Annotated in this window: 22 protein-coding genes; 14 read left to right on the top strand and 8 right to left on the bottom strand. The window is 69.3% G+C overall.

Annotation, left to right across the window (positions count from 1 at the left end; genetic code table 11):
• Positions 1–218 precede the first annotated feature (218 nt).
• From OCJ37_RS09090 to OCJ37_RS09080, 3 genes are read left to right on the top strand one after another with little or no spacing between them, the layout of a single operon-like run.
• Complete coding sequence (locus OCJ37_RS09090) at positions 219–872, top strand: TetR/AcrR family transcriptional regulator (protein WP_263113321.1); 654 nt, start codon at positions 219–221, stop codon at positions 870–872.
• Positions 869–2,143, top strand: coding sequence for an efflux RND transporter periplasmic adaptor subunit (locus OCJ37_RS09085; protein ID WP_263113320.1), 1,275 nt, complete (start codon positions 869–871; stop codon positions 2,141–2,143). Before OCJ37_RS09090 ends, OCJ37_RS09085 begins: the two co-directional genes overlap by 4 nt.
• A gap of 12 nt (positions 2,144–2,155) precedes the next feature.
• Positions 2,156–5,329 (top strand): multidrug efflux RND transporter permease subunit, encoded by a 3,174-nt coding sequence (locus OCJ37_RS09080; RefSeq protein ID WP_263113319.1) that lies wholly within the window; start codon positions 2,156–2,158, stop codon positions 5,327–5,329.
• A gap of 167 nt (positions 5,330–5,496) precedes the next feature.
• Here the strand turns inward: OCJ37_RS09080 and OCJ37_RS09075 are convergent, their stop codons facing one another.
• A complete protein-coding gene (locus OCJ37_RS09075) occupies positions 5,497–6,645 on the bottom strand; it encodes an acyl-CoA dehydrogenase family protein (protein ID WP_263113318.1) in 1,149 nt (382 codons plus the stop codon).
• A 127-nt stretch (positions 6,646–6,772) separates the two neighbouring features.
• On the opposite strand from OCJ37_RS09075, the gene OCJ37_RS09070 reads away from it, so the two are divergent.
• From OCJ37_RS09070 to OCJ37_RS09055, 4 genes are all read left to right on the top strand, one after another.
• Positions 6,773–7,762 carry an ArsR/SmtB family transcription factor gene (locus OCJ37_RS09070; RefSeq protein ID WP_263113317.1) on the top strand — a complete coding sequence of 330 codons (990 nt, stop codon included), beginning with the start codon at positions 6,773–6,775 and terminating at the stop codon, positions 7,760–7,762.
• Positions 7,759–8,874, top strand: a complete 1,116-nt coding sequence (locus OCJ37_RS09065) for a homocysteine S-methyltransferase family protein (protein WP_263113316.1) — start codon at positions 7,759–7,761, stop codon at positions 8,872–8,874. The genes OCJ37_RS09070 and OCJ37_RS09065 overlap by 4 nt, the downstream gene beginning before the upstream one ends.
• 110 nt (positions 8,875–8,984) lie before the next feature.
• On the top strand, positions 8,985–11,735 hold the full coding sequence (metH, locus tag OCJ37_RS09060; protein WP_263113315.1) for a methionine synthase: 2,751 nt from the start codon (positions 8,985–8,987) through the stop codon (positions 11,733–11,735).
• A 76-nt stretch (positions 11,736–11,811) separates the two neighbouring features.
• Positions 11,812–12,705 carry an NAD-dependent epimerase/dehydratase family protein gene (locus OCJ37_RS09055; protein ID WP_263113314.1) on the top strand — a complete coding sequence of 298 codons (894 nt, stop codon included), beginning with the start codon at positions 11,812–11,814 and terminating at the stop codon, positions 12,703–12,705.
• Between the two features lie 206 nt (positions 12,706–12,911).
• Here OCJ37_RS09055 and OCJ37_RS09050 read toward each other — a convergent pair whose 3' ends face one another.
• The 7 genes from OCJ37_RS09050 to OCJ37_RS09020 form a co-directional block, all read right to left on the bottom strand.
• The gene (locus OCJ37_RS09050; protein ID WP_263113313.1) at positions 12,912–13,658 is read right to left on the bottom strand and encodes a transporter; all 747 of its coding nucleotides are present in this window, start codon (positions 13,656–13,658) and stop codon (positions 12,912–12,914) included.
• Between the two features lie 168 nt (positions 13,659–13,826).
• Entirely contained in the window at positions 13,827–15,983 is a 2,157-nt protein-coding gene (locus tag OCJ37_RS09045; protein ID WP_263113312.1) for an acyltransferase family protein, read from the bottom strand.
• A 5-nt stretch (positions 15,984–15,988) separates the two neighbouring features.
• On the bottom strand, positions 15,989–16,732 hold the full coding sequence (locus OCJ37_RS09040; protein WP_263113311.1) for a DUF2058 family protein: 744 nt from the start codon (positions 16,730–16,732) through the stop codon (positions 15,989–15,991).
• Positions 16,733–16,752: 20 nt separating this feature from the next.
• Positions 16,753–16,989, bottom strand: a complete 237-nt coding sequence (locus tag OCJ37_RS09035; RefSeq protein WP_263113310.1) for a SlyX family protein — start codon at positions 16,987–16,989, stop codon at positions 16,753–16,755.
• A complete protein-coding gene (locus OCJ37_RS09030; protein ID WP_263113309.1) occupies positions 16,979–18,322 on the bottom strand; it encodes a UDP-glucose dehydrogenase family protein in 1,344 nt (447 codons plus the stop codon). Before OCJ37_RS09030 ends, OCJ37_RS09035 begins: the two co-directional genes overlap by 11 nt.
• A gap of 15 nt (positions 18,323–18,337) precedes the next feature.
• Complete coding sequence (locus tag OCJ37_RS09025; protein WP_263113308.1) at positions 18,338–19,294, bottom strand: FKBP-type peptidyl-prolyl cis-trans isomerase; 957 nt, start codon at positions 19,292–19,294, stop codon at positions 18,338–18,340.
• An 87-nt stretch (positions 19,295–19,381) separates the two neighbouring features.
• The gene (locus OCJ37_RS09020) at positions 19,382–19,948 is read right to left on the bottom strand and encodes a glutathione peroxidase (RefSeq protein ID WP_263113307.1); all 567 of its coding nucleotides are present in this window, start codon (positions 19,946–19,948) and stop codon (positions 19,382–19,384) included.
• 144 nt (positions 19,949–20,092) lie between these two features.
• Between OCJ37_RS09020 and OCJ37_RS09015 the strand changes: the two genes are divergently transcribed.
• The 7 genes from OCJ37_RS09015 to OCJ37_RS08985 are packed head-to-tail and all read left to right on the top strand — an operon-like array spanning position 20,093 to position 24,491.
• Positions 20,093–20,314, top strand: a complete 222-nt coding sequence (locus OCJ37_RS09015; RefSeq protein ID WP_263113306.1) for a hypothetical protein — start codon at positions 20,093–20,095, stop codon at positions 20,312–20,314.
• A gap of 2 nt (positions 20,315–20,316) precedes the next feature.
• On the top strand, positions 20,317–20,679 hold the full coding sequence (locus tag OCJ37_RS09010; RefSeq protein WP_263113305.1) for a GntR family transcriptional regulator: 363 nt from the start codon (positions 20,317–20,319) through the stop codon (positions 20,677–20,679).
• Positions 20,676–21,557 (top strand): ABC transporter ATP-binding protein, encoded by an 882-nt coding sequence (locus OCJ37_RS09005; RefSeq protein WP_263113304.1) that lies wholly within the window; start codon positions 20,676–20,678, stop codon positions 21,555–21,557. Before OCJ37_RS09010 ends, OCJ37_RS09005 begins: the two co-directional genes overlap by 4 nt.
• Positions 21,554–22,537 (top strand): ABC transporter permease, encoded by a 984-nt coding sequence (locus OCJ37_RS09000; RefSeq protein ID WP_263113303.1) that lies wholly within the window; start codon positions 21,554–21,556, stop codon positions 22,535–22,537. The genes OCJ37_RS09005 and OCJ37_RS09000 overlap by 4 nt, the downstream gene beginning before the upstream one ends.
• A 46-nt stretch (positions 22,538–22,583) precedes the next feature.
• Complete coding sequence (locus tag OCJ37_RS08995) at positions 22,584–23,408, top strand: DUF4097 family beta strand repeat-containing protein (protein WP_263113302.1); 825 nt, start codon at positions 22,584–22,586, stop codon at positions 23,406–23,408.
• A gap of 36 nt (positions 23,409–23,444) precedes the next feature.
• The gene (locus tag OCJ37_RS08990) at positions 23,445–24,002 is read left to right on the top strand and encodes a DUF2884 family protein (RefSeq protein WP_263113301.1); all 558 of its coding nucleotides are present in this window, start codon (positions 23,445–23,447) and stop codon (positions 24,000–24,002) included.
• Between the two features lie 51 nt (positions 24,003–24,053).
• Positions 24,054–24,491, top strand: a complete 438-nt coding sequence (locus tag OCJ37_RS08985) for a hypothetical protein (protein ID WP_263113300.1) — start codon at positions 24,054–24,056, stop codon at positions 24,489–24,491.
• Positions 24,492–25,059 lie beyond the last annotated feature (568 nt).

Raw genomic sequence — 25,059 nt, 5'->3', positions numbered from 1 at the left:
GGAATTGTACCGGGGGCGCGTTCAACTACCTTGCTGCATGGCGCAAACCGGAGCCCGGCGCGCGCCGACGCGCCATATCGCGCAAAGTCGCGGCGCGCCCTCCTCACGCCGCCATAACCTGGGCCCGCGGAGCGTCGCCGCTGTCGCGCCTTGTCGCGATCGGCGCGCTCCTGTCAAGGCTGTTCCAATTCTAAACTGGACGGTATAGTCCACATTCGATGAGCACCTCCCCCGCCCCCGCCTCCCTGCGTCAGGCGCGCGATCAGCGCGTGTACGACGCCGTGCGCGAACTGCTGGCAGAGGAAGGCATGCGCCTGAGCATGGACGCGGTGGCGGCCCGCGCTGGCTGTTCCAAGCAGACCCTGTACAGCCGCTACGGCAGCAAGCAGGACCTGCTGCAGCGGGTGTTGCAGAACCACATGGAACTGAGCATCACCCACCTGGGCCCGGCGCAGGGCGACCTGCGCGGCAGCCTGCTGCGCTTCGCCTGCGAGCACCTGGAGCAGCTGTCCGAGCCGCGCGTGCTGCAGAGCTCCCAGCTGATCGCCGCCGAATCGCGGCATTTCCCCGACGAAGCCCGCGCCCTGTTCCGCGACAGCGCGCAGGCGCTGATGCACAGCCTGAGCGAGCGCCTGCAGCTGGCGATCGCCGCCGGCCAGTTGCGGCATGACGATCCGCACTTCATGGCCGAACTGCTGTTGAGCATGATCGTCGGCATGGATTTCGAGCGGCAGCGCTTCCACACCGCCCATCGCAGCGATGCCGCCGCGCAGCGCGCCTGGGCCGAATTCGCCGTCGACAGTTTTCTGCGCGCGTTCGCCGCACGCCCTTCCCTTTCGTTTTCAACACCAGACCGGAGTACCACCCGATGACCTCCCCGTTGCGTTCCCTCGCCCTGGCCTGCGCCGTCGTGGTGGTGTTGGCGTCCTGCAAGAAGAAAGAGGAACAGCAGGCCATGCCGCCGCCGGAAGTCGGCGTGCTGGAAGCCAAGCCGCAGTCGCTGCCGCTGCAGCGCGAACTGGTCGGGCGCCTGTCCGCATACCGCAGCGCCGACGTGCGCGCGCGCGTGGCCGGGGTGCTGGAGAAGCGCCTGTACACCGAAGGCACCGACGTGAAGGAGGGCCAGCCGCTGTTCCAGATCGATCCGGCGCCGCTGCGCGCCTCGCTGGCCTCGGCGCAGGGCCAGCTGGCCGCGGCCGAGGCGACCTACGCCAACGCCAAGGTCGCCGCCTCCCGCGCGCGCAGCCTGGCCCCGCAGTCCTACGTGTCCAAGTCCGACCTGGACGCCGCCGAAGCCACCGAGCGCACCTCGGCCGCGTCGGTGCAGCAGGCGCGCGCGGCGGTGGAATCGGCGCGCATCAACCTGGGCTACGCCACCGTCACCGCGCCGATCTCCGGCCGCGCCGGCAAGCAGCAGGTCACCGAAGGCGCGCTGGTCGGCCAGGGCGACACCACGCTGCTGACCACGATCGACCAGCTCGACCCGCTGTACGTGAACTTCTCGATGAGCTCGGACGAAATGGCGCAGCTGCGCCAGGCGCAGGCGCAGGGCAACGTGGCGCTGAACGCGGAAGGCAAGTCGACCGTGCAGGTCAAGCTCGGCGACGGCAGCACCTACGCCCAGTCCGGCACCCTGGACTTCTCCGACACCGCGGTCGACCCGAGCACCGGCTCGGTGACCCTGCGCGCGCTGTTGCCGAACCCGGACCGCGTGCTGCTGCCCGGCGCGTTCGTGACCTTCGCCGCCAACCTGGGCCAGCGCAACAACGCCTTCCTGATCCCGCAGGAAGCGATCCTGCGCGACGCCAAGGGCGCCTATGCGCTGGTGGTCGGCAAGGACGGCAAGGTGGGGCGCAAGGACGTGGTCACGGTCGGCCAGCAGGAGGGCAAGTGGATCATCACCTCCGGCCTGCAGGCCGGCGACCAGGTGATCGTCAGCGGCCTGCAGAAGGCCAAGGAAGGAACCCCGGCCAAGGCCACGCCGTGGACGCCGGGCGGCGCGCCGGGCCAGGGCGCTGGCGCGCCGCAAGGCCAGCAAGGCCAGGCCGCAGCGCCGCAGGGCCAGGCCGCCGCCCAACCGCAGGGCGCAGCGACCGGCGACACGCCGGCCGCCGCGGCCGATTCCAAGCCCGAGCAGCAGTAACGGACCCCCGCCATGCCTAAGTTCTTCATCGAACACCCGGTCTTCGCCTGGGTGGTGGCGATCCTGATCTCGCTCAGCGGCGTGATCGCCATCCTCAACCTGGGCGTCGAGTCCTATCCTTCGATCGCCCCGCCGCAGGTCACGGTCACCGCGACCTACCCCGGCGCCAGCGCCAGCACCACCGAGCGCGCGGTCACCCAGGTCATCGAGCAGCAGCTCACCGGTATCGACCACCTGCTGTACTTCAACTCCTCGTCGTCCTCCAGCGGCACCGCCACCATCACCCTGACCTTCGAGACCGGCACCAACGCCGACATCGCGCAGGTGCAGGTGCAGAACAAGGTGTCGCTGGCGACGCCGCGCCTGCCCTCGGAAGTGACCGCGCAGGGCGTGGTGGTGGCCAAGGCCAACGCCGGCTTCCTCGCCGTGTTCGCGCTGCGCTCGGAGAACCCGTCGGTCGACCGCGACGCGCTCAACGACATCGTCGGCTCGCGCGTGCTGGAGCAGATCTCGCGCGTGCCCGGCGTCGGCAGCACCCAGCAGTTCGGCGCCGAATACGCGATGGACATCTGGCTCAACCCGGAGAAGCTGCAGGGTTACCACATGTCCGCGACGGACGTGTACAACGCCATCAGCGCGCAGAACGTGCAGTTCGCGGCCGGCTCGATCGGCTCGGATCCGGCCCCGACCGGGCAGTCGTTCACCGCCACGGTCTCGGCCGAGGGCCGCTTCAGCTCGCCCGAGCAGTTCGAGAACATCATCCTGCGCGCGGACGGCAACGGCACCGTGGTGCGGCTGAAGGACGTGGCGCGGGTGGCGTTCGGCCCGACCAGCTTCGGCTTCGACACCCAGTACAACGGCAAGCCCACCGGCGCGTTCGCGATCCAGCTGCTGCCCGGCGCCAACGCGCTGAGCGTGTCCGAGGCGGTCAAGGCCAAGATGGACGAACTGCAGCCCAGCTTCCCGCAGGGCGTGAGCTGGTTCACCCCGTACGAGAGCACCACCTTCGTGCGCATCTCGATCGAGGAAGTGGTCAAGACGCTGATCGAGGCGATCGTGCTGGTGTTCCTGGTGATGCTGGTGTTCCTGCAGAACTTCCGCGCCACCATCATCCCCACCCTGGTGATCCCGGTCGCGCTGCTGGGCACCTTCCTGGGCATGTGGCTGATCGGCTTCACCATCAACCAGCTGACCCTGTTCGCGATGGTGCTGGCGATCGGCATCGTGGTCGACGACGCGATCGTGGTGATCGAGAACGTCGAACGCATCATGTCCGACGAGCACCTGGCGCCGAAGGCGGCCACGCAGAAGGCGATGACCCAGATCACCGGCGCGGTGGTGGCGATCACCGTGGTGCTGGCGGCGGTGTTCATCCCCTCGGCGATGCAGCCCGGCGCAGCCGGCGCGATCTACAAGCAGTTCGCGATCACCATCGCCATGTCGATGGGCTTCTCGGCGTTCCTGGCGCTGAGCTTCACCCCGGCGTTGTGCGCGGCGTTCCTGAAGCCGACCCACAACGACAACCCGAACTGGGTCTACCGCAACTTCAACAAGTACTACGACAAGCTCGCCACCCGCTATGTCGGCGCGGTCGGCGGCACCATCCGCCGCGCGCCGCGCTGGATGGCGGTGTTCGCGTTGCTGGTGGTGCTGTGCGGCTTCCTGTTCACGCGCATGCCGGGCAGCTTCCTGCCCGAGGAAGACCAGGGCTTCGCGCTGGCGATCGTGCAGCTGCCGCCGGGCGCGACCAAGGCGCGCACCAACGAGGTGTTCACGCAGATGCGCGGCATCCTCGGCAAGCAGGACGCGGTGGAAGGCATGCTGCAGATCGCCGGCTTCAGCTTCCTGGGCCGCGGCGAGAACGTCGGCATGGGCTTCATCCGGCTCAAGCCATGGGCCGACCGCGACGTCACCGCCGCGGACCTGATCGGGCAGCTCAACGGCGCCTTCTACGGCATCAAGGGCGCGCAGATCTTCGTGGTCAACCTGCCCACGGTGCAGGGCCTGGGCCAGTTCGGCGGCTTCGACATGTGGCTGCAGGACCGCACCGGCGCCGGCGAAGAAGCGTTGTTGCAGGCGCGCAACATCCTGCTCGGCAAGGCCGCCGCGCGCCAGGATGCCCTGGCCGGCGTGCGCCCCAACGGCCTGGAGAACGCCCCGCAGCTGCAGCTGAGCGTGGACCGCGTGCAGGCGCAGTCGATGGGCCTGTCGGTCAGCGACATCTACCAGTCGATCCAGATGATGCTGGCGCCGGTGTACGTCAACGACTTCTTCTACGAGGGCCGCATCAAGCGCGTCAACCTGCAGGCCGACGCGCCGTACCGCACCGGCCCGGAGTCGCTGCGCAACTTCTACGTGCCCAGCAGCAGCGCCACCGACAGCAACGGCCTGCCGCAGATGATCCCGCTGAGCACGGTGGTGAAGTCGGACTGGATCTACAGCTCGCCGTCGCTGAGCCGCTACAACGGCTATTCGGCGGTCAACGTGGTCGGCAACCCGGCCCCGGGCGGCAGTTCCGGCCAGGCGATGAGCGCGATGGAGGAGATCGTCAACAACGACCTGCCGCCGGGCTTCGGCTTCGACTGGAGCGGCATGTCTTACCAGGAGATCATCGCCGGCAACACCGCCACGCTGCTGCTGGTGCTGTCGATCGTGGTGGTGTTCCTGTGCCTGGCGGCGCTGTACGAGAGCTGGTCGATCCCGGTGTCGGTGCTGCTGGTGGTGCCGATCGGCGTGCTCGGCGCGATCACCTTCTCGCTGCTGCGCGGCCTGCCGAACGACATCTACTTCAAGATCGGCCTGATCACGGTGATCGGCCTGGCGGCGAAGAACGCGATCCTGATCGTGGAATTCGCGGTGGAGCAGCGCGCGGCCGGCAAGACCCTGCGCGAGGCGGCCACCGAGGCGGCGCACCTGCGCTTCCGCCCGATCCTGATGACCTCGTTCGCGTTCATCCTCGGCGTGCTGCCGATGGCGATCTCCACCGGCGCCGGCGCCAACGCGCGCCACTCGATCGGCACCGGCGTGATCGGCGGCATGGTGTTCGCCACCGTGCTCGGCGTGCTGTTCATCCCGCTGTTCTTCGTGGTGGTGCGGCGCATGCTCGGCGACAAGCTGGACGAGCCGTCGAAGGAATACGCGGCGCTGCAGCAGGAAGGGCAGTCGCGGAACCAGCCGGATCGGTGAGGGCCGGGATTGGGGATTCGTCAGGAATCCCCGGTCCTTGAGCGCCGCGCAATTCCTGATGCAAACAAAAAAGCGGCCTTGACGGCCGCTTTTTTGTTTTATCGGTCAGCAATGCCTGCCGCAGTGCGGGTCCGATTCCCGATTCCCGATTCCCTACTCCCAGCTCTTCAGCGCAGCCCGGTCTCGTTGCGGGCGATCACCAGGCGCTGGATCTCAGACGTGCCTTCGTAGATCTCGGTGATCTTGGCGTCGCGGAAGTAGCGCTCCAGCGGCATTTCCTTCGAATAGCCCATGCCGCCGTGGATCTGCACCGCCTGGTGGGTGATCCACATCGCCGCCTCGGAGGCGGTCAGCTTGGCTACCGAGGCCTCGGTGGTGAAGCGCTGGCCCTGCCCCTTCACCCACGCCGCGCGCAGCGTCAGCAGCAGTGCCGCGTCGAGCTTGCACTTCATGTCGGCGATCTTGGCCTGGGTCATCTGGAACGCGCCGATCGGCGAGCCGAACGCCTTGCGCTCCTTCACGTAGTCCAGCGTGGCCTGGTAGGCGGCGCGGGCGATGCCGATGGCCTGCGAGGCGATGCCGATGCGGCCGGCGTCGAGCACGCTCATCGCGATCTTGAAGCCCTCGCCCGGCGCGCCCAGGATCTCGTCCGGGGTCGCCACGTAGTCCTGGAATTCGATCTCGCAGGTGGCCGAGGCGCGGATGCCGAGCTTGGGCTCGGTCTTGCCGCGGTGGAAGCCGGGCTTGTCGGTGTCCACGACGAACGCGGTGATGCCGCGCGAGCCCTGCTCCGGGTCGGTGACCGCGAACAGCACGATGTACTTGGCGACCGGGCCGGAGGTGATCCAGCTCTTCTTGCCGTTGATCACGAAGCTGCCGTCGTCCTGGCGGACGGCGCGGCAGCGCATCGCGGTGGCGTCGGAGCCGGACTGCGGCTCGGTCAGCGCGAACGCGCCGATCTGGCTGCCGTCGGCGATCGCGCGCACGTACGTCTGCTTCTGCGCCTCGTTGCCGTTCTTCAGGATGCCGGCGCAGAACAGCGAGTTGTTGACCGACATGATGGTGGAATGGGCCGCGTCGCCGGCGGCGATCTCGACCATCGCCAGCACGTAGGAGATCGGGTCCATCCCCGCGCCGCCGTATTCCTCGGGCACCTCGATGCCCATCAGCCCGTTCTCGCCGAGCAGGCGGATGTTCTCCAACGGGAACTCGCCGGTGCGGTCGTGGTGCTCGGCGCTGGGGGCGATCCGTTCCTGGGCGATGCGTCGCGCCACGTCCTGGATCATCAATTGCTCTTCGGTAAAGCTGAAATCCACGTAGAACCCCTCCCGGGCATATTGGTAAGGCCATTGTAGCGACCCGGACCATACGCCGGCGTGTGCACGACTTGACCCGCCGCGCCTGCGGGACCAGAATATCTCTATATCGCGATAGGAAGATATTATGGACCTGGAGGACTGGTCGACCCGGCTCAAGGTGTTCGCCGATGCCACCCGCGTGCGCCTGCTGGCGCTGCTGGAGCAGGAAGAGTTGACCGTGGCCGAACTGTCGGCGATCACCCGCCTGGCGCAGCCGCGCGTTTCCACCCACCTGGCCAAGCTGAAGGAAGCCGGGCTGGTGCGCGACCGCCGCGCCGGGGTGTCGGCCTACTACCGCTTCGACGAGACCCTGCTGGACCCGGCGCAGCGCGCGCTGTGGCTGGCGCTGAGCACCGGCAGCGACGACCCGCTGCTGCGCCAGGACGCCGAACGCGTGGCCGCGGTGCTAGCCAACCGCGCCGCCGACCAGAACTGGGCCGACTCGGTGGCCGGCGACATGGAACGCCACTATTCGCCCGGGCGCACCTGGGAAGCGCTGGCGCGCACCGCGCTGCCGCTGCTGGAGACCGGCGACGTGCTCGACATCGCCTCCGGCGACGGCGTGCTGGCCGAGCTGGTCGCCCCGCACGCGCGCCGCTACGTGTGCATCGACACCAGCGCGCGGGTGGTGGCCGCGGCCAGCGAACGCCTGCGCCGGCTGGGCAACGTGGAAGTGCGCGAAGGCGACATGCACGCGCTGCCGTTCGCCGACGCCAGCTTCGACCTGGTGGTGATGATGCATGCGCTGACCTACGCGGCCAGGCCGGCGCAGGCGGTGGCCGAGTCGGCGCGGGTGCTGCGCCCCGGCGGGCGCCTGCTGCTGTGCAGCCTGGCCCGCCACGAGCACAAGGCGGCGGTGCAGGCCTACGGCCACGTCAACCTGGGCTTCTCCTCCAAGGAACTGCGCAAGTTCGTGGACAAGGCCGGGCTGGACGTGTCCAGCCTGGAGACCGTGACCCGCGAGAAGCGGCCGCCGCATTTCGAGGTGATCTCGTTGATCGCGGTGAAGCCGGGATTGGGGAATGGGGCTTCGGGAATGGCAAAAGCAAAAGAGAAAGCAGGAGCGACTGCATGACCGCCACCGTACCTCCCCAGTCTCAACTCCCCTGGCTGCGCCCGCAGCGCGCCGAGAAGCTGCTGCGGGCGCTGTCCGAGCGCATCCTGATCATCGACGGGGCGATGGGCACGATGATCCAGCGCCACGACCTGCAGGAGGCCGACTACCGCGGCGAGCGCTTCGCCGCCGGCTACGACAGCGCGCACGTGCACGGCCCCGGCTGCGACCACGCGCCGCAGGGCCACGACCTGAAGGGCAACAACGACCTGCTGCTGCTGTCGCGGCCGGAGGTGATCGCCGGCATCCACCGCGCCTATCTCGACGCCGGCGCCGACCTGCTGGAGACCAACACCTTCAATGCCACCTCCATCAGCCAGGCCGATTACCACCTGGAGCACCTGGTCTACGAACTGAACAAGGCCGGCGCGCGCGTCGCGCGCGAATGCTGCGATGCGGTCGAGACGCTGACCCCCGACAAGCCGCGCTTCGTCATCGGCGTGCTCGGCCCGACCAGCCGCACCGCCTCGATCAGCCCCGACGTGAACGATCCGGGCTTCCGCAACACCAGCTTCGACGAACTGCGCGGCACCTATCGCGAGGCGGTCGAGGGCCTGATCGACGGCGGCGCCGACACGCTGATGGTGGAGACCATCTTCGACACGCTCAACGCCAAGGCGGCGCTGTACGCGATCGAGGAAGTGTTCGACGCGCGCGGCGGGCGCCTGCCGGTGATGATCTCCGGCACCATCACCGACGCCTCCGGGCGCACCCTGTCCGGGCAGACCGCCGAAGCGTTCTACGCCTCGGTCGCGCACGGCCGGCCGCTGTCGGTGGGGCTGAACTGCGCGCTCGGCGCCAGCGACCTGCGCCCGCACGTGGAGACGCTGGCGCGGATCGCCGACGGCTACGTCAGCGCGCATCCCAACGCCGGCCTGCCCAACGCCTTCGGCGAATACGACGAGACGCCGGAGGAAATGGCGGCGACGCTGCGCGAGTTCGCCGAGTCCGGCCTGCTGAACCTGGTCGGCGGCTGCTGCGGCACCACCCCGGCGCACATCCAGGCGATCGCCGAGGCGGTGCGCGGGTTGCGGCCGCGCGTGCCGCTGGCGGCGCAGGCGCAGGCGGCCTGAGATGAGGCCGCATCCGCTGCCGCTGCATGCATTCGCCCGCGGCGCTGCCAGCGCCGCACCCGCCGCTGGCGCATGCGCGCCCACCGCAACGATCCCGCAAGGCTGAGCCCATGTCCGTCCGCATTACCCGCCTGTCCGGCCTGGAGCCGCTGCTGCTGACCCCGGACCTGCTGTTCGTCAACGTCGGCGAACGCACCAACGTCACCGGCAGCGCGCAGTTCCGCAAGCTGGTCAAGGAAGAGCGCTACGAGGAGGCCGTGGAGGTGGCGCGGCAGCAGGTGGCCAGCGGCGCGCAGATCCTCGACGTCAACATGGACGAGGGCCTGATCGATTCGGAGAAGGCGATGACCCGCTTCCTCAACCTGATCATGTCCGAGCCGGACATCGCGCGCATCCCGATCATGGTCGACTCCTCCAAGTGGAGCGTGATCGAGGCCGGGCTCAAGTGCCTGCAGGGCAAGAGCGTGGTCAACTCGATCTCGCTGAAGGAAGGCGAGGCGGTGTTCGTCGAGCACGCGCGCAAGGTGCTGCGCTACGGCGCCGCCGCGGTGGTGATGGCCTTCGACGAGCAGGGCCAGGCCGACACCTGCGCGCGCAAGGTGGAGATCTGCACCCGCGCCTACCGGATCCTGACCGAGCAGGTCGGCTTCCCGCCGGAAGACATCATCTTCGACCCGAACATCTTCGCCGTGGCCACCGGCATCGAGGAGCACGACAACTACGCTGTGGACTTCATCGAGGCCACCCGCATCATCCGCCGGACGCTGCCGCACTGCCACGTGTCCGGCGGCGTGTCCAACGTGTCGTTCTCGTTCCGCGGCAACGAGACCGTGCGCCAGGCGATCCACTCGGTGTTCCTGTACCACGCCATCGCCGCGGGCATGGACATGGGCATCGTCAACGCCGGCGGCATGCCGATCTACGACGACCTGGACCCGGACCTGCGCGAGCGCGTGGAGGACGTGATCCTCAACCGCCGCCGCGACGGCACCGAGCGCCTGCTGGAGATCGCCGAGCGCTACAAGGGCAAGAAGGGCCAGAGCAGCGTCGAGGACCTGAGCTGGCGCGACAAGCCGGTGCGCGCGCGGCTGGCGCATGCGCTGGTGCACGGCGTGGACGCCTACGTGGAACTGGACACCGAGGAAGCGCGGCAGCAGTCCGCCCGCCCGCTGGACGTGATCGAAGGCCCGCTGATGGACGGCATGAACGTGGTCGGCGACCTGTTCGGCGCCGGCAAGATGTTCCTGCCGCAGGTGGTGAAGTCGGCGCGGGTGATGAAGAAGGCGGTGGCCTATCTGCTGCCGTACATCGAGGCGGAAAAGCTGCGCACCGGCGACACCGGCAAGTCCAACGGCAAGATCGTCATGGCCACGGTCAAGGGCGACGTGCACGACATCGGCAAGAACATCGTCGGCGTGGTCCTGGCCTGCAACAACTTCGACGTGATCGACCTGGGGGTGATGGTGCCGACCCAGACCATCCTCGACCGCGCCCGCGCCGAGAACGCCGACATCATCGGCCTGTCCGGGCTGATCACCCCGTCGCTGGAGGAGATGAGCCACGTCGCGCGCGAGATGCAGCGGCAGGGCTTCTCGATGCCGCTGCTGATCGGCGGCGCCACCACTTCGCGCGCGCACACCGCGCTGAAGATCGACCCGCACTACGCGGCGCCGACGGTATGGGTCAAGGACGCCTCGCGCGCGGTCGGCGTGGCCCAGTCGCTGATCTCCAAGGACCTGCGCGCGGCCTTCGTCGCCGCCAACGACGCCGACTACGCCGAGATCCGCCAGCGCCACCGCAACCGCGGCGACGCCAAGCGCCTGGTGTCGCTGGAGAAGGCGCGCGCGCAGCGCTTCGACGGCGGCTGGGACGCCTACACCCCGCCGGCGCCGCGCCAGCCGGGCCTGCACGTGTTCGACGACTACCCGCTGGAGGAACTGCTGCCGCTGATCGACTGGACCCCGTTCTTCCAGGCCTGGGAACTGGCCGGCAAGTTCCCGGCGATCCTCAGCGACGCGGTCGTCGGCCAGCAGGCCAGCGACCTGTACCGCGACGCTCGCGCGATGCTCAAGCGCATCGTCGGCGAGAAGTGGCTGACCGCCAAGGCGGTATTCGGGCTGTGGCCGGCGAACAGCGTGGGCGATGATGTGGAGGTGGTCCTGGCGGACCACCGGGATTCGGGAATCGGGATTGGAGATGCGCAACCGCCCGCCCAATCCCCAATCCCCAATTCCCAATCCCGGCTCCTCCTGCACTTCCTGCGCCAACAAGTCGACAAACCCGTCGAGCGCCCCGACTTCTGCCTGGCCGACTTCATCGCGCCCAGGGACAGCGGCAAGCAGGACTGGATCGGCGCGTTCGCGGTCACCGCCGGCCTCGGCATCGAGCCGCACGTGGCGCGGTTCGAGGCCACGCACGACGACTACAACGCGATCCTGCTCAAGGCGCTGGCCGACCGCCTGGCCGAGGCGCTGGCCGAGCGCCTGCACCAGCGCGTGCGCCGCGAATTCTGGGGCTACGCCGAGGACGAGGCGCTGGACAACGAGGCGCTGATCGCCGAGAAGTACCGCGGCATCCGCCCCGCCCCCGGCTATCCGGCCTGCCCCGAACACAGCGAGAAGAAGACCCTGTTCGCGCTGCTCGACGCCGAACGCAACGCCGGCATGTCGCTGACCGAGAGCTTCGCGATGCTGCCGACCGCGGCGGTGTCCGGCTACTACTTCAGCCATCCGCAGAGCCAGTACTTCGTGGTCGGGCGCCTGACCAAGGAGCAGGTCGCCGACTACGCGCGGCGCAAGGGCGTGCCGCTGTTGCAGGCCGAACGCTGGCTGGCCTCGAACCTGGACTACGATCCGGAATGAACCGCGCCGGGTTCGCGCAGCGGCCTCGTCCGCCCGGCGCCTGCGCGGTTCGCCGCATGACATCGGAACGGCACGCATGAACATCGTGGTCACCGGCAGCAGCGGCCGCATCGGCCGCGCGATCCATATCCGCCTGTCGCGGCAGTACCGCGTCGCGGGCTTCGACAGCGCGCCCTCCTCCACCAGCGCCTGGGTCGGCGACCTGGCCGATGCTGCGCTGCTGGCGCGCGCCATGCAGGGCGCGGACGCGGTGGTGCACACCGCCGCGCTGCATGCGCCGCACGTGCCGCACGTCGCGGCCGCGCGCTTCCGTCAGGTCAACGTCGACGGCACCCGCCGCGTGCTCGATGCGGCGAGCGCGGCCGGCGTGCGCCGCATCGTCTTCACCAGCACCACCGCGCTGTACGGCAGCGCGGCCAGCCCCAGCGACGGCGCCGCCTGGGTCGACGAAACGCTGCCGCCGCAGCCGCAGACCATCTACCACCACACCAAGCTGGAGGCCGAAGCGCTGCTGCGCGAGGCCGCCGCCCAGGGCGGGCCGAGCGTGCGCATCCTGCGCATGTCGCGCTGCTTCCCCGAACCGGCCAACCTGATGGCGGTGTTCCGCCTGCACCGCGGCATCGACGCGCGCGACGTGGCCGACGCGCACGCCGCGGCGCTGGTCCATGCCGGTCCGGCCGAGGCCACCTTCGTCGTCTCCGGTGCCACGCCGTTCCTGCGCGAGGACTGCCCGGCATTGCATCTCGCGCCGCAAGTGCTGCTGGCGCAACGCGCGCCGCTGCTGGTCGAGGCGTTCCGTCGGCGGCACTGGCAGCTGCCGACACGGATCGACCGCGTCTATTCGCCGGAGCGGGCGATGCAGGCGCTGGACTGGCGACCGCGCCACGGATTCGAGGAGGTGCTGGCGCAGTACGACCAGCACGTCCCGGAGATCCTGCCGCCCGGCGACGGCACGCCCGCGCGCGAGTGATCGCGCAGCGGCAGGCAGCCGCAACATCGACCGGGCACCGACCGGCTCCAGCTCCAAGCCACCCGGGGCATCCCTTCCCTCCTCGGAAGAAGGTGTCCTGAAGGGGCGGATGAGGGTACGCCTGCCGCCGAACGCCCCTGCGCTCATGGACGGCCGCACCCTTACCCCAGCCCCTCTCCGGTGGGAGAGGGATTAAAAACCAACGCTCAGCGCAGCAACACCGACACGCCCAGGCCGCCCTGCCAGTCCGAGGACGCCGCGGACAGGCCGCGCAGGACCGACAGGTCCAGTTGCACGCGTCCGGCGAGCAACCAGCTCAGTCCGGTGCCGAGCGCGCGCATCTCGTCCTCGCCGCCGCCGAGGCCGGCTTCGGCATAGGCGCTGAGGTTGCCGCGCGCATAGAAGGTATAGCTCGGCGAGACGGTCCAGCCGTGGCCGTCGTCGCCCTCGCTGAGGTTGGCGTACAGCGCGACGCTGCGCCCGCCGTCCAGGTCCCAGCCGGCGCTGACGCCGAGGTCGTAGCGATGCCCGTCGTCGCCGTACGGCGCACGCCCCGTCGGCACCGCCGCGCTGCCGAGGACGGCCCAGGAGAACGCTTCGCGCGCGCTCGGCAATGCCCATTTCAGGCCGACGCTGCCATCGCCGCCGCCATGGCCGCGCACGTCCTGGCCGGCGCCGCGCACGCGCTGCCAGACCTGGCTGTCCAGCGCCAACTGCAGTTCCGCCTGGGCGCCCAGGCCGATCCGCAGGCGGCTGTCGGCCACGTACTCGGTGCGGTGCACGCCGTCGCTGCGGTCGTAGGTCACGTCCGGCACGGCCTGTTCCCAGGCGACGCCGCCGGCCGGCAGGGTCTGCGTGGCGAAGCCGATGCCCGGCCGGTCGAAGGCCGGCGCATCGTCGGCGCAGGCGGCGCCCGATGCGCCCAGCGCGCCCAGGACCAGCACGTAGCGCATCAACGTAAAGCCGGTGCGTCCTGCGACGAGGCCGGCGCTGCGCCCGCTGAGGACATCCGGGCCGCGCGTCGCGCCGCCACCATGGGCGCGATCGCTCGCACGTGGCGGCATCGCGGAATTGTCCATGGTCATCATGCCCCGCTCCCGGTCCATTGCGCGACGCCGCCGTTACGGCGCCGCCCCCGATTCTGCCTGCACCGCCTTGAAGTGCGCAGTGAAGCTCGGCAGCAGCACCCGGTTGCCGTGGCCGCTGAGGTGGTCGGCATCGAAGAACAGCGGGCGGCCATCGCGCATGCCGGCGCAGCGGTCGGCGTCGCACAGCGCCGGCAGCGGATCCCAGACCGAGGCATGCGGCAGCCGCGCGGCGATCCGCTGCAGGCTCTGCAGCACCGGCGCACGGTAGCGTTGCATCGTCTCGCGCGGGATCTGCGTGCCGCGCGCGCAGATCGGGTTACCGCGGTTGAACCAGTCCGAGCAGCGGTACGGCGGCGCGCGCAGCAGCGGCTTCGGCGCCTCGAACACGATGCGCACGCCGCGCTGCGCGAGCGGCTGCAGCAGCGCCACCGCCGCGTCTTCGCCGGCGGCGCGGACCGCCTGCGCCGGCGCACCGCCCTGCTCGGCCATCACCGCCGCCTCGTCGAACAGCTGCGTCTGCTCGGCCAGGCGCAGCAAGCGCAGCGCCGGCAGGAACAGCACGTCGCCGTCGCGCGCATGCGCGGCGACGTCGTCCAGGGTGCTGCGCTCGTAGGCCTGGCACCCGGCGTGCGTCGCCTGCCAGGCCTGCAGGCCGACGATCGGGCAGCCGCCGACGCCGTACAGCCGCACCGCCACGCCGCTCTGCAGCGCGAAGCGGCGCAGCAACTCGTTGTAGGCCAGCGCGTGCGAATCGCCGGCGACGAACAGTTGGGTCGGCTTGCGCGGCGTCTCCAGGCCGCGGTCGCGCAGGTCGCAATCGCCGCGCGCGAACAGCTTGGCGCTGCCGACCTGCAGGTCGGCCCGCCCGGTCTTGAGCGTGCAGCGCGGGAACTCCTTGCGCATGCCCTTGGCATAGGCATACCAGTCCAGCGGGTGCCGGCTCACCGTGCTCAGCGAGTAGTAGCGCTGCGTGTCCAGCAGCAGCGCATGCACGCCGGCCGCCAGCACGATCAGCCCCAGCCCGGCGGCGATGGTCCGCGCCGGCGTGCGCGTCTTGCCGATACGGCCGCTGCGCCACGGCAGTTCCACCCAGCGGTAGGAGGCCAGCGCCAGCGCCGCCACCAGCAGCAGCGCCAGCGCCTTGGCCGGCGCCGCGTCCAGGCCCACGGTCCAGCGGAACAGCACGAACACCGGCCAATGCCACAGGTACAGCGAATAGGAGACGCGGCCGATCGCCACCACCGCGGGCTGCGACAGCGCGCGCCTGGTCCAGCCGGCCGCGCCGCCGTGCAGCAGCGCCAGAAGGCCCAAGGTCCCGACCACCGGCCACAGCCCGTCGGGCCACGGCGAATGCCCCGGGCGGGCGCGCCACAGCCCGTAGCCGACCGCGGCCAGGGCCAGGGCCAGCAGCGGCGAACGCCAGCTCCAGGCCGCCCGCGGCGGCGGTGCCGTACCTGCATCGAAACGCCCGCGCAGCGCCAGCGCCTGGTACAGCAGCACGCCGCTGCCCAACTGCCAGAAGCGTGCGGTGGTCAGGTAGAACGCATCGCCGGCCTCGCCGCCGCCGCGGCTGCGCACGAACGCGTAGGCCAGCGAGGCGGCCGAGGCCAGCGCCACCAGCAGCGTCGACCACGCGCGGCCGCGGCCGCCGCGGTTCCAGGCCAGGAACAGCAACGGGAACAGCAGGTAGAACTGCTCCTCCACGCCCAGCGACCAGGTGTGCGTATACGGATTGAACTCGGCCTTCGGCGAGAAATAATCGTTGCCGGTGGCCGCCAGCACCCAGTTGCTCAAGCCCACGAAGGCCATGCGCCCGGTCTTGGCGCTGGTCTCGCTCAGCCACGAGTCCGGAATGAACAGCCCGCTGGCCACGCCGGTGGCCAGCAGGCAGGCCACCAGCGCCGGCGCGATGCGGCGCATGCGCCGCGCGTAGAACTGCGCGAACACGCCCCAGCTGCCGGCCGCCGGCAAGCGCTGCAGCGACGCGCTGACCACGAAGCCGGAGATCACGAAGAACACGTCGACGCCGGTGAACCCGCCCGGCAGCCAGGCCGGATCGAGGTGGTAGGCGATCACCGCCAGCACCGCGATCGCGCGCAGCCCGTCGACATAAGGCAGATAGCCGCCCGCGTGCGCGGACGGCGCGCCGCGCAGGTGTCCGGGGCCTGCCGTATCCGTCCCTGGCGCCATGGCGCTTACCAGATCAGGTCGTCGGGGATCTGGTACTTGGGATCGGCGTAGGGATCCTCTTCGGCCGTGGCGTTCGGATCGACCCGCAGCGCCACCGCCGCCGGGAAGATCGCCTCGGCCTGGTCCAGCAGCGCCGCCGTCACCAGCAGGTAGCGGCCGTTCTGCTGCAGCACGCCCAGCTCGCCGGCATTGAGCGCCTTGAGCTGTTCGGCGGTGACGTAGATGCGCTTGATCTTGCCGCCATAGGGAAAATGGCGGGCGATGTCGGCGTCGGCATGGTTCAGCGCCTGGCCCTTGAGCAATTCGTCGAGCCTGGCCCGCGCCTCGCGGCGCAGCCGCGCTTCTTCCTGCTTGAGCCGCTCGGCCTCGATGCGCTCGTCCTTCTCGCGCTGCGCGCGGATCGCATAGGCCTTGGCCAGGTCGATGTCCTCGCGCGTGCGCGGCGGCCGCGCGGCATGCGGCCGCGACGGCTGGCCAGGTGCGCCCTGCGGCCGGCTCGCGCCTTGCGGGCGACCGCGGCCGTCGCCTGCGCCATGCGCACGGCCGGCGCCGTCGGGCGCGCGGCCGCCGCCCGGCTTGCCGCCGGCCGACGGGCGTTCGCCACGCGCGCCCGCGGGCTTGTGGCCGTGCGCCGGGGGCTGGCCGGGCCGCCCCCGCGCGGACGGCGGCGTGGGCGGGGCTTTACGTTCTGGTTTCGGCACGGGCTTGAAGCCCAGGCCGAGCAGCTGGTCGCGGAGGGTATCGCTCATCGGTCAGGATCGGTCGTGTATCAGTAGTGCGGAGGTGGCGGTTCGTCGGCGGGATCGGCATACAGCGTGCTGCGCACCTTGCCCAGGTCTTCCAGCAGGTGGCGCAGCAGCACGGCGTTGCGCTGGCTTTCGGCACGCGCCTCGGCCAACGCATCGCTCAGCTCGGACAGCGCCTGTTCCTGGAAGGACAGGCGCGTCTCCAGCTCGATCAACCGGTTCTCCAGCAATCGATCCTGGGTGGAGAAGTCATGCTTCACTGATCGAACGTCCGCGGCCGATGCCGTAGTAAGCCAGACCGAAGGTCTCGATTTCCTGCGGATCGTAGAGATTGCGCCCGTCGAACACCACCGCGTCGCCGAGCAGTTCCTTCATCCGGGTGAAATCCGGGCTGCGGAACTGCTTCCACTCGGTGACCACGACCAGGGCATCGGCGCCTTCCAGCGCGGCGAAGGCGTCCTCGCAGAAGTGCAGGTCGTCGCGCTGCCCGAAGATGCGCTTGGCTTCCTCGGTCGCCTCCGGATCGTAGGCGCGCACCGTCGCCCCGGCCTCCCACAGCTGCGCCAGCAGGCGGCGGCTGGACGCGGCGCGCATGTCGTCGGTGTTGGGCTTGAACGCCAGGCCCCACACCGCGAAGGTCTTGCCGGCCACGCTGGCGCCGCCGTAGTGGCGCTGGATCAGCTCGTACAGGTGGCCCTTCTGCGCCTCGTTGACCGCTTCCACCGCGTCCAGCAGCTTGGCCTGGTGGCCGTACTGCTGCGCGGTGCGCGCCAGCGCCTGCACGTCCTTGGGGAAGCACGAGCCGCCGTAGCCGGCGCCGGGATAGATGAAGTGCCAGCCGATGCGCGGATCCGAGCCGATGCCCTGGCGCACCTTCTCCACGTCGGCGCCGACGCGCTCGGCGATGTTGGCGATCTCGTTCATGAAACTGATCTTGGTCGCCAGCATCGCGTTGGCCGCGTACTTGGTCAGTTCGGCCGAGCGCACGTCCATCTCCACGATGCGGTCGTGGTTGCGGTTGAACGGCGCGTACAGGCGGCGCAGGCGCGCGGCGGTGCCCGGCTTGCTGCTGCCGATCACGATGCGGTCCGGACGCATGCAGTCGGCGACCGCGTCGCCTTCCTTCAGGAATTCCGGATTGGACACCACGTCGAACTCGATCGTCTCGCCGCGCTTGTCCAGCTCGGCGGCGATCGCCGCGCGCACCTTGTCGGCGGTGCCGACCGGCACCGTCGACTTGTTGACCACCACGGTCGGTCCCTGGATGTGCTGGCCGATGGTGCGGGCCACCGCCAGCACGTACTGCAGATCGGCGCTACCGTCTTCGTCCGGCGGCGTGCCGACGGCGATGAACACGATATCTCCATGCGCGATGGCGCTGGCCGCATCGGTGGTGAAGAACAGCCTCCGTGCGGCGTGATTGGCCTTGACCATCGGCGAGAGGCCAGGCTCGTAGATCGGGACCACGCCCTTGTTGAGCCCATCCACTTTGGCTTGGTCGATGTCCACGCATACCACGTGATGGCCCACCTCGGCCAGACAGGTTCCGGTGACAAGCCCGACATAGCCGGTGCCGAATATCGCTACGCGCATGTAATCTCCTATCGGTTATTGAAGAATGCCCAACAGTTCCACATCGAAGGTCAGCATGGAATCCGGGCCGATCGGGCCGCCCGGCGTGCCCTGCGGGCCGTAGCCCAGGTTCGACGGAATCCAGAAACGGTACTTGGAACCGACCGGCATCAGCGCCACGCCCTCGCTCCAGCCCGGGACCACCTGGCTGAGCGAGAATTCGGCCGGCTGGCCGGTCTTGTAGGAGCTGTCGAACACTTCGCCGTTGAGCAGCTTGCCCTCGTAGTTCACCCGCACCTTGCTGGTCGGCATCGGCCGCTCGCCGCTGCCCTGGCGCAACACCATGTACTGCAAACCTGACGGAGTGGTGACCACGCCCTTCTGGGTCTTGTTCTGGGCCAGGAAGGCGTTGCCCTTCTCGCGGTTCTCGGTGGCCGCCGCGGCCTGCTTGGAGGCGCCGAAGGCCTGCAGCATGGCGGCCGCCTGCTCCTGCGTCATCGCCGTCTCGCCCTTGGCGAACACGGTGCGCACCGCGCCCAGCAGCGTGGGCAGATCGATGTCGCCCTGGATCCGCGCCAGCGACGGGCCGACCGCGCGATCGCCGAGCATCAGCCCCACGTTCTGCTTGGACACCGGCGGCGGCTGGCTGCCCGGCGCCATGCCCGGCAGCGGCTGGCCGCTGCGCGCGGCCAGCTGGGTGCGCAACGCGGTGTCGGTGGCCTGGGTCTGCTCGTCGGACAGCAGCGGCTTGCCGCCCTTGAACGCGTTCTCGATGGCGCGCTGCATCGCGTCCAGGTCGATGTCCTGGGCGATGGGCTCGAACGAGCGCGCCACATCCATACCGATCGCGTAGCTGATCTTCTGCTTCTCGCTGGCCAGTGCCGCCGGCTTGGCCGCAGCCGGCGCCGCCGGCGCCTGCGCGAACGCACCACCAGCCACCACCGCCATCCCCATCAACAGCGACGCCGCGGCGCCGCGCATTCCCATCTTCATTCGCTACTTTCCTGGAAGTGAACTAGAGGCGCCGCGATGGCGCAGAGGCCGCATTGTCGCATGCGCGGCAAGGATATCGGCCCGGATTCAATGTGATGTCGGCTGCGCTTTCAGTTCGCGTTCGATAGCCGCGCGCAAGGCCGGATCGTCCGGCGCGACCTTGCTCGGGAATTGCGCGACCACGCGTCCGTCGCGCGCGATCAGATACTTGTGGAAGTTCCAGCCCGGCGCCACGCCGGTGGCCTTGGTCAGCTGCTTGTACAGCGGCGTGGCCTCGGCGCCGAGCACGTGCACCTTCTCGAACATCGGGAACTTGACCCCGTAGGTCAGCGTGCAGAATTCCTGGATCTGCTTCTCCGATCCCGGCTCCTGGCCCTTGAAGTCGTTGGACGGGAAACCGAGCACGCTAAAGCCCTGCGCGGCGTAGCGCTGCTGCAGCTGCTCCAGGCCGTCGTACTGCGGGGTGAAGCCGCACTTGCTGGCGGTATTGACCACCAGCAGCACCTTGCCGCCGTAGGTCGTGTTCAGGTTGACCTTGTCCTTGCCGGCCAGCGGACGGTAGTCCAGGTCCAGCAGCGAGGCCGCCCAGGCGCTGCCGACAGTGCCGGCAGCGGCCAGGATCGCGAGGAAAAACAAACGCTTGGAGAGTTTCATCGGGGCACCGGGAGAAGATAGAAGAACACGTAGGCGCTAGGCCATGAGTTGGGGCGGTCATCGTGTTGACATGACGTGTGACGGTGTTATAGTTAAATACAACACCACTCACCCAGAGCAGGGGACACGATGAACCTCCAACGCATGCAGCGCAGCCTTCCGGCCCTGGTCATCGTCGGCGCCCTGCTCTCGGCGAGCTGGATCGGCGCCTGGCACGGCCAGGGACGGTCGTCCGATTATGGCGCCAGCGAGCCGCAGGAAGACAGCCGCGCCCCGTCCGCCGCGCCCGCGCCGGTGCGGCGGATGCGCGCGTCGCTGTCGATGCCCTATTTCTCCTTCGCGCACACGCTGCGCCCACGGAGCTGACCATGAGCGATATCCAATGGAGCGATGGCGCTCCGATCTACCGCCAGCTGAAGGATCGCGTGATCGCGATGATGCTGGACGGCATCATCAAGCCCGGCGACGCGCTGCCCTCGGTGCGCCAGGTCGCCGCCGAATACCAGCTCAACCCGATCACCGTCTCGCGCGCCTACCAGGAACTGGCCGACGAGGCCCTGGTCGAGAAGCGCCGCGGGCTGGGCATGTTCATGACCGAGGAAGCGGCCCGGAAGCTGCGCGGCAGCGAGCGCGACCGCTTCCTCAACGAAGAGTGGCCGCTGGTACTGGAACGGATCCAGCGCCTGGGCCTGACACTGGAAGACTTGTTGCCACCGGGGAAAACACCATGACTGCCGCTGTCGCCGCATCCGAATCCGTCGTCTCCGCGCGCTCGCTGCGCAAGACCTACAACCACAAGCCGGCGCTGGCCGATGCCTCCTTCGCGATCGCCCCGGGCCGCATCGTCGGCCTGATCGGCCCCAACGGCGCCGGCAAGACCACCGCGCTGAAGGCGTTGCTCGGGCTGACCGCGGTCGAGGGCGAACTGCGCGTGCTGGGCATGGACCCGCGCAAGCAGCGCAACGAGCTGATGAACGACGTGTGCTTCATCGCCGACGTGGCGGTGCTGCCGCGCTGGATGCGGGTGCGCGAGGCGATCGACTTCGTCGCCGGGGTGCACCCGCGCTTCGACCGCGCCAAGTGCGAGCGCTTCCTGGCCAACACGAAGCTCACCCCCAAGCTGCGCGTGCGCGAGATGTCCAAGGGCATGATCGTGCAGCTGCACCTGGCGCTGGTGATGGCCATCGACGCGCGCCTGCTGGTGCTGGACGAACCCACCCTGGGCCTGGACATCCTGTACCGCAAGGAGTTCTACCAGCGCCTGCTGGAAGACTACTTCGACGAGCAGAAGACCATCGTCATCACCACCCACCAGGTCGAGGAGATCGAGCACATCCTCACCGACGTGCTGTTCATCCGCGATGGCCGCATCGTGCTCAGCGCCGACATGGAGCACATGGCCACCCGCTACACCGAACTGCTGGTGCCGGCCGAGCGCGTCGACGCGGCGCGCGCGCTGCAGCCGATCGACGAGCGCGGCCTGCCGTTCGGCAAGACCGTGTTCCTGTACGACGGCGTGCCGCAGGCGCAACTGGCGGTACTGGGCGAAACCCGCACTCCCGGCCTGGCCGACCTGTTTGTCGCCATCATGAAGGGGACCTACGCATGAACGCACCCGCCAAGTCCATCTCGCCCCTGTCCACCTTCAAGTGGCTGCTCAAGCGCGAATTCTGGGAGCACCGCGGCGGCTTCCTGTGGGCACCGGTCATCGCCGGCTCCATCATCACCGTGCTGTACGCCGTGCTCGCCGTGATCGGCACCATCGCCGGGCGCAACAACGGCCACGGCGACAGCTTCAATATCGACGGCGGCCCCGACAAGCTGCACGAGATGATCGGCGCGGTCGGCGACGGCACCATGCTGGCCGGGGTGCTGCTGGCCTGCATCGTGCTCGGCTTCGTGGTGTTCTTCTACGCGCTGGGCTCGCTGTACGACGACCGCCGCGACCGCAGCGTGCTGTTCTGGAAGTCGTTGCCGGTGTCGGACCTGAGCACGGTGCTGTCCAAGGCCGCCTGGGCGCTGCTGCTGGCACCGATCGTGGCGATCGGCGTTGGCCTGCTGATCGGGCTGGCCCTGTGGGTGGTCACCGCGCTGACCATCTCGGTCAACGGCATCCCGCAGAGCAGCGCCGTGTTCACCCATTCGCATCCGCTGCGCATCATCGGCGGGGTGCTGTCGAACCTGCCGATCTACGTGATGTGGGCGCTGCCGACCATCGGCTGGCTGATGTTCTGCTCGGCCTGGGCGCGCAGCAAGCCGTTCCTGTGGGCGGTGCTGATCCCGATCCTGGGCTGCGTGATGGCCAGCATGATGGGCATCCTGCCGATGCTGCACATCAACCACAAACTGATCTGGTACACGGTGGTCTACCGCGGCCTGCTGAGCGTGCTGCCGGGCACCTGGCTGCCGGTGCTGAGCGAAAGCGCGCCGCCGGCCCAGATCGACGGCCCGCAGGACCTGGCCAATGCGATCCAGCTCAGCGATGCCTGGCGCATCTTCCAAAGCGCCGACATCTGGATCGGCGCGGCGATCGGCGTGGCCTTCATCGTCGCGGCGATCTACCTGCGGCGCTGGCGCGACGAAGCCTGATCCACCGCCCTCCTCGTTCTTCCTCTTCCCGCAAGGAGTTCCCGATATGCGCAAGACCTTCGCGCTGTGCGCGCTGCTGCTGGTGCCGGGCCTGGCCCTGGCCGACGACTGCAAGTATTCCGAGCCGCGCAACCTGAAACTGGACCTGGCCGGCGTCAGGAACGTGGTGTTCGACGCGCAGCAGAACAATCTCAAGCTCGCCGGCGCCGGCGGCACCGCGTTCGAACTGCGCGGCCGCGCCTGCGCCTCCGATGCGGACATGCTCAAGCAGCTGACCCTGCGCCAGCGCCGCGACGGCGACACCCTGGTCGTGACCCTGCAGCACGAAGGCACGCTGCGCGGTATCAGCCTGGGCAACCGCTACGCCTACCTGGACATCGCCGGCAGCGTGCCGAGCAGCCTGCCGGTGCAGCTGCGGCTGGGTTCGGGCGACGCCGACATCGGCGGCGTGGCCGCGCTCGACGCCACGGTCGGCTCCGGCGACCTGCACGTGCACGGCGTGCGCGGCGCGGTCAGCGCCACGGTGGGCTCGGGCGACATCGACCTGCGCGAGATCGGCAGCCTCAGCCTGCCGACGCTGGGCTCGGGCGACGCCAAGGCCAGCCAGATCGGCGGCGACGTCAAGATCGGCACCGTGGGCTCCGGCGACCTGACCGTACACGGCGTGCGCGGCGCCGTGCAGATCGGCAGCATCGGTTCGGGCGATGCGCAGCTGCGCGACGTGAGCGGCAACGTGGCGCTGCAGTCGATCGGTTCCGGCGACCTGGAGGTCAGCGGCGTCGGCGGCAACCTCAGCGTGCAGCGGGTCGGCAGCGGCGACGTCCGCCACAGCGGCGTGCGCGGCAGCGTCAACGTGCCCAAGCCGCGCTGAGGCGCGGCTCCCTTCGTTCCGATCGAGGACATCCCCATGCAGCGTTCCCTGCCGTTCACCGGTATCGCACTGACCGCGCTGTTGAGCCTGGCGGCCTGCCAACCGTCCACCCCGCAGGCCGACAAGACCGACGCAGGCAGCGGCGGCCAGCACAGCCTGAGCTTCGACAACGGCGACATCACCCTGAAAGTGTCCGGCCAGCCGCCGGCGACCATCACCCGGTCCGGCGATCTGCTGATCGACGGCAAGCAGGTGGCGGTCAACGCCGAGCAGCACGCCTTGCTGGTGAAGTACCGCGAGCAGATCAGCGCGGTCGGCACGCAGGGCCTGGAGGTCGGCAAGCAAGGCGCCGCGCTAGGAGTGAAGGCGGCCGGCGACGCGCTGGCCGGGGTCATCAGCGGCAACACCGAGCATGTGGGCGAGAACATCGAGGCCCAGGCCGACAAGCTCAAGCAGGAAGCGCTGAAGATCTGCCAGCAGGTGATGACGCTGCGCCAGGTGCAGGACGCGCTGGCGCAGAAGCTGCCGGCCTTCCGCCCGTACGCCAGCCTCGACGCCAGCGACGTCAGCGACTGCGACGATTCGGTCAAGTAATCGCGCCGCACCCGGCCTAAAATGGCCGGGACTCCCCCGCCCGACCGACCGATGAAGAAGCTCGCTGCCTGGTTTTCCCTGATTTCGCTGTGCCTGCTGCTGGCGGCATGCGGCACGCGCGACGGCGCGGCGACGTCCTCGCGCGCCGAGCGCGGCAAGCCGCGCGTGGCGGTGGACAGCATGACCGTGATGCTGCGCCGCGCGCCGGCCGCCAACGCCTCGATCGGCCCCGACGGCAGCCTGCGCATCGACGACATCGAACTGCCGCTGCCGCAGGCGCAGCGCACCCAGCTGCAACAGCTGTTCATGCAACTGCAGATGCAGCGCCAGCGCACCCTGGAAACCGCGCCGCCGGACCCGAACATGCGCTCGGTCGGCTTTGCCACCACCCCGGAGATCAGCGCCCTGCAGGACGCGGTGCTGCGCGACATCCCGTCGCTGCATCCGTACCGGGAAAGCTTCGGCAACCTGCAGGCGGAACGGCGCTGAGGCGGCCGTCGGCCCATGCCGTGGAAGCCGCATCGACCGCGACCCCTGCGACAAGGAAGATACGACGCCCGGATTCCGTCGTAGCTGAAGGCCCTCAATTCTCCAACTACGACGGACGCCCCTGCAGGAGCGGCTTCAGCCGCGACGAGCGCAGCGGCGGCGGTTCCGGCTACGTATCCTGTCGGGCCCGAAGCCCTCCCACAGCACATCCTCCAGCTACGACGGACGGCCCCTGTAGGAGCGGCTTCAGCCGCGACGAGCGCAGCGGCAACGGTTCCGGCTACGGTTCCTGTCGGAGCTGAAACCCCTCCACAGGCGCATCCAGCCGGACGACCGCATAGCCCATTGTGGGAGCGACTTCAGTCGCGACGCGCGAAACCCTGAAAGCCGCAGGCTTCGGAACCTGCCAGTACCGGCGCCGATGCCCGGTCCACCGGAAATTCGTCCAGCGGCTCCGGGTGACACCGGATCATCGCGACTGACGCCACTATCAAAATCACAGCGCCAGACCCGGAGCGTACGGGCCACGCCCCCTGCCGCATCCTCCGCAGATGGCATCAAAGCCAGC

The organism is Xanthomonas sp. AM6 (genome assembly GCF_025665335.1).
Classification (GTDB): Bacteria; Pseudomonadota; Gammaproteobacteria; order Xanthomonadales; family Xanthomonadaceae; genus Xanthomonas_A.
This window is presented reverse-complemented; position numbering and strand designations above follow the sequence as displayed.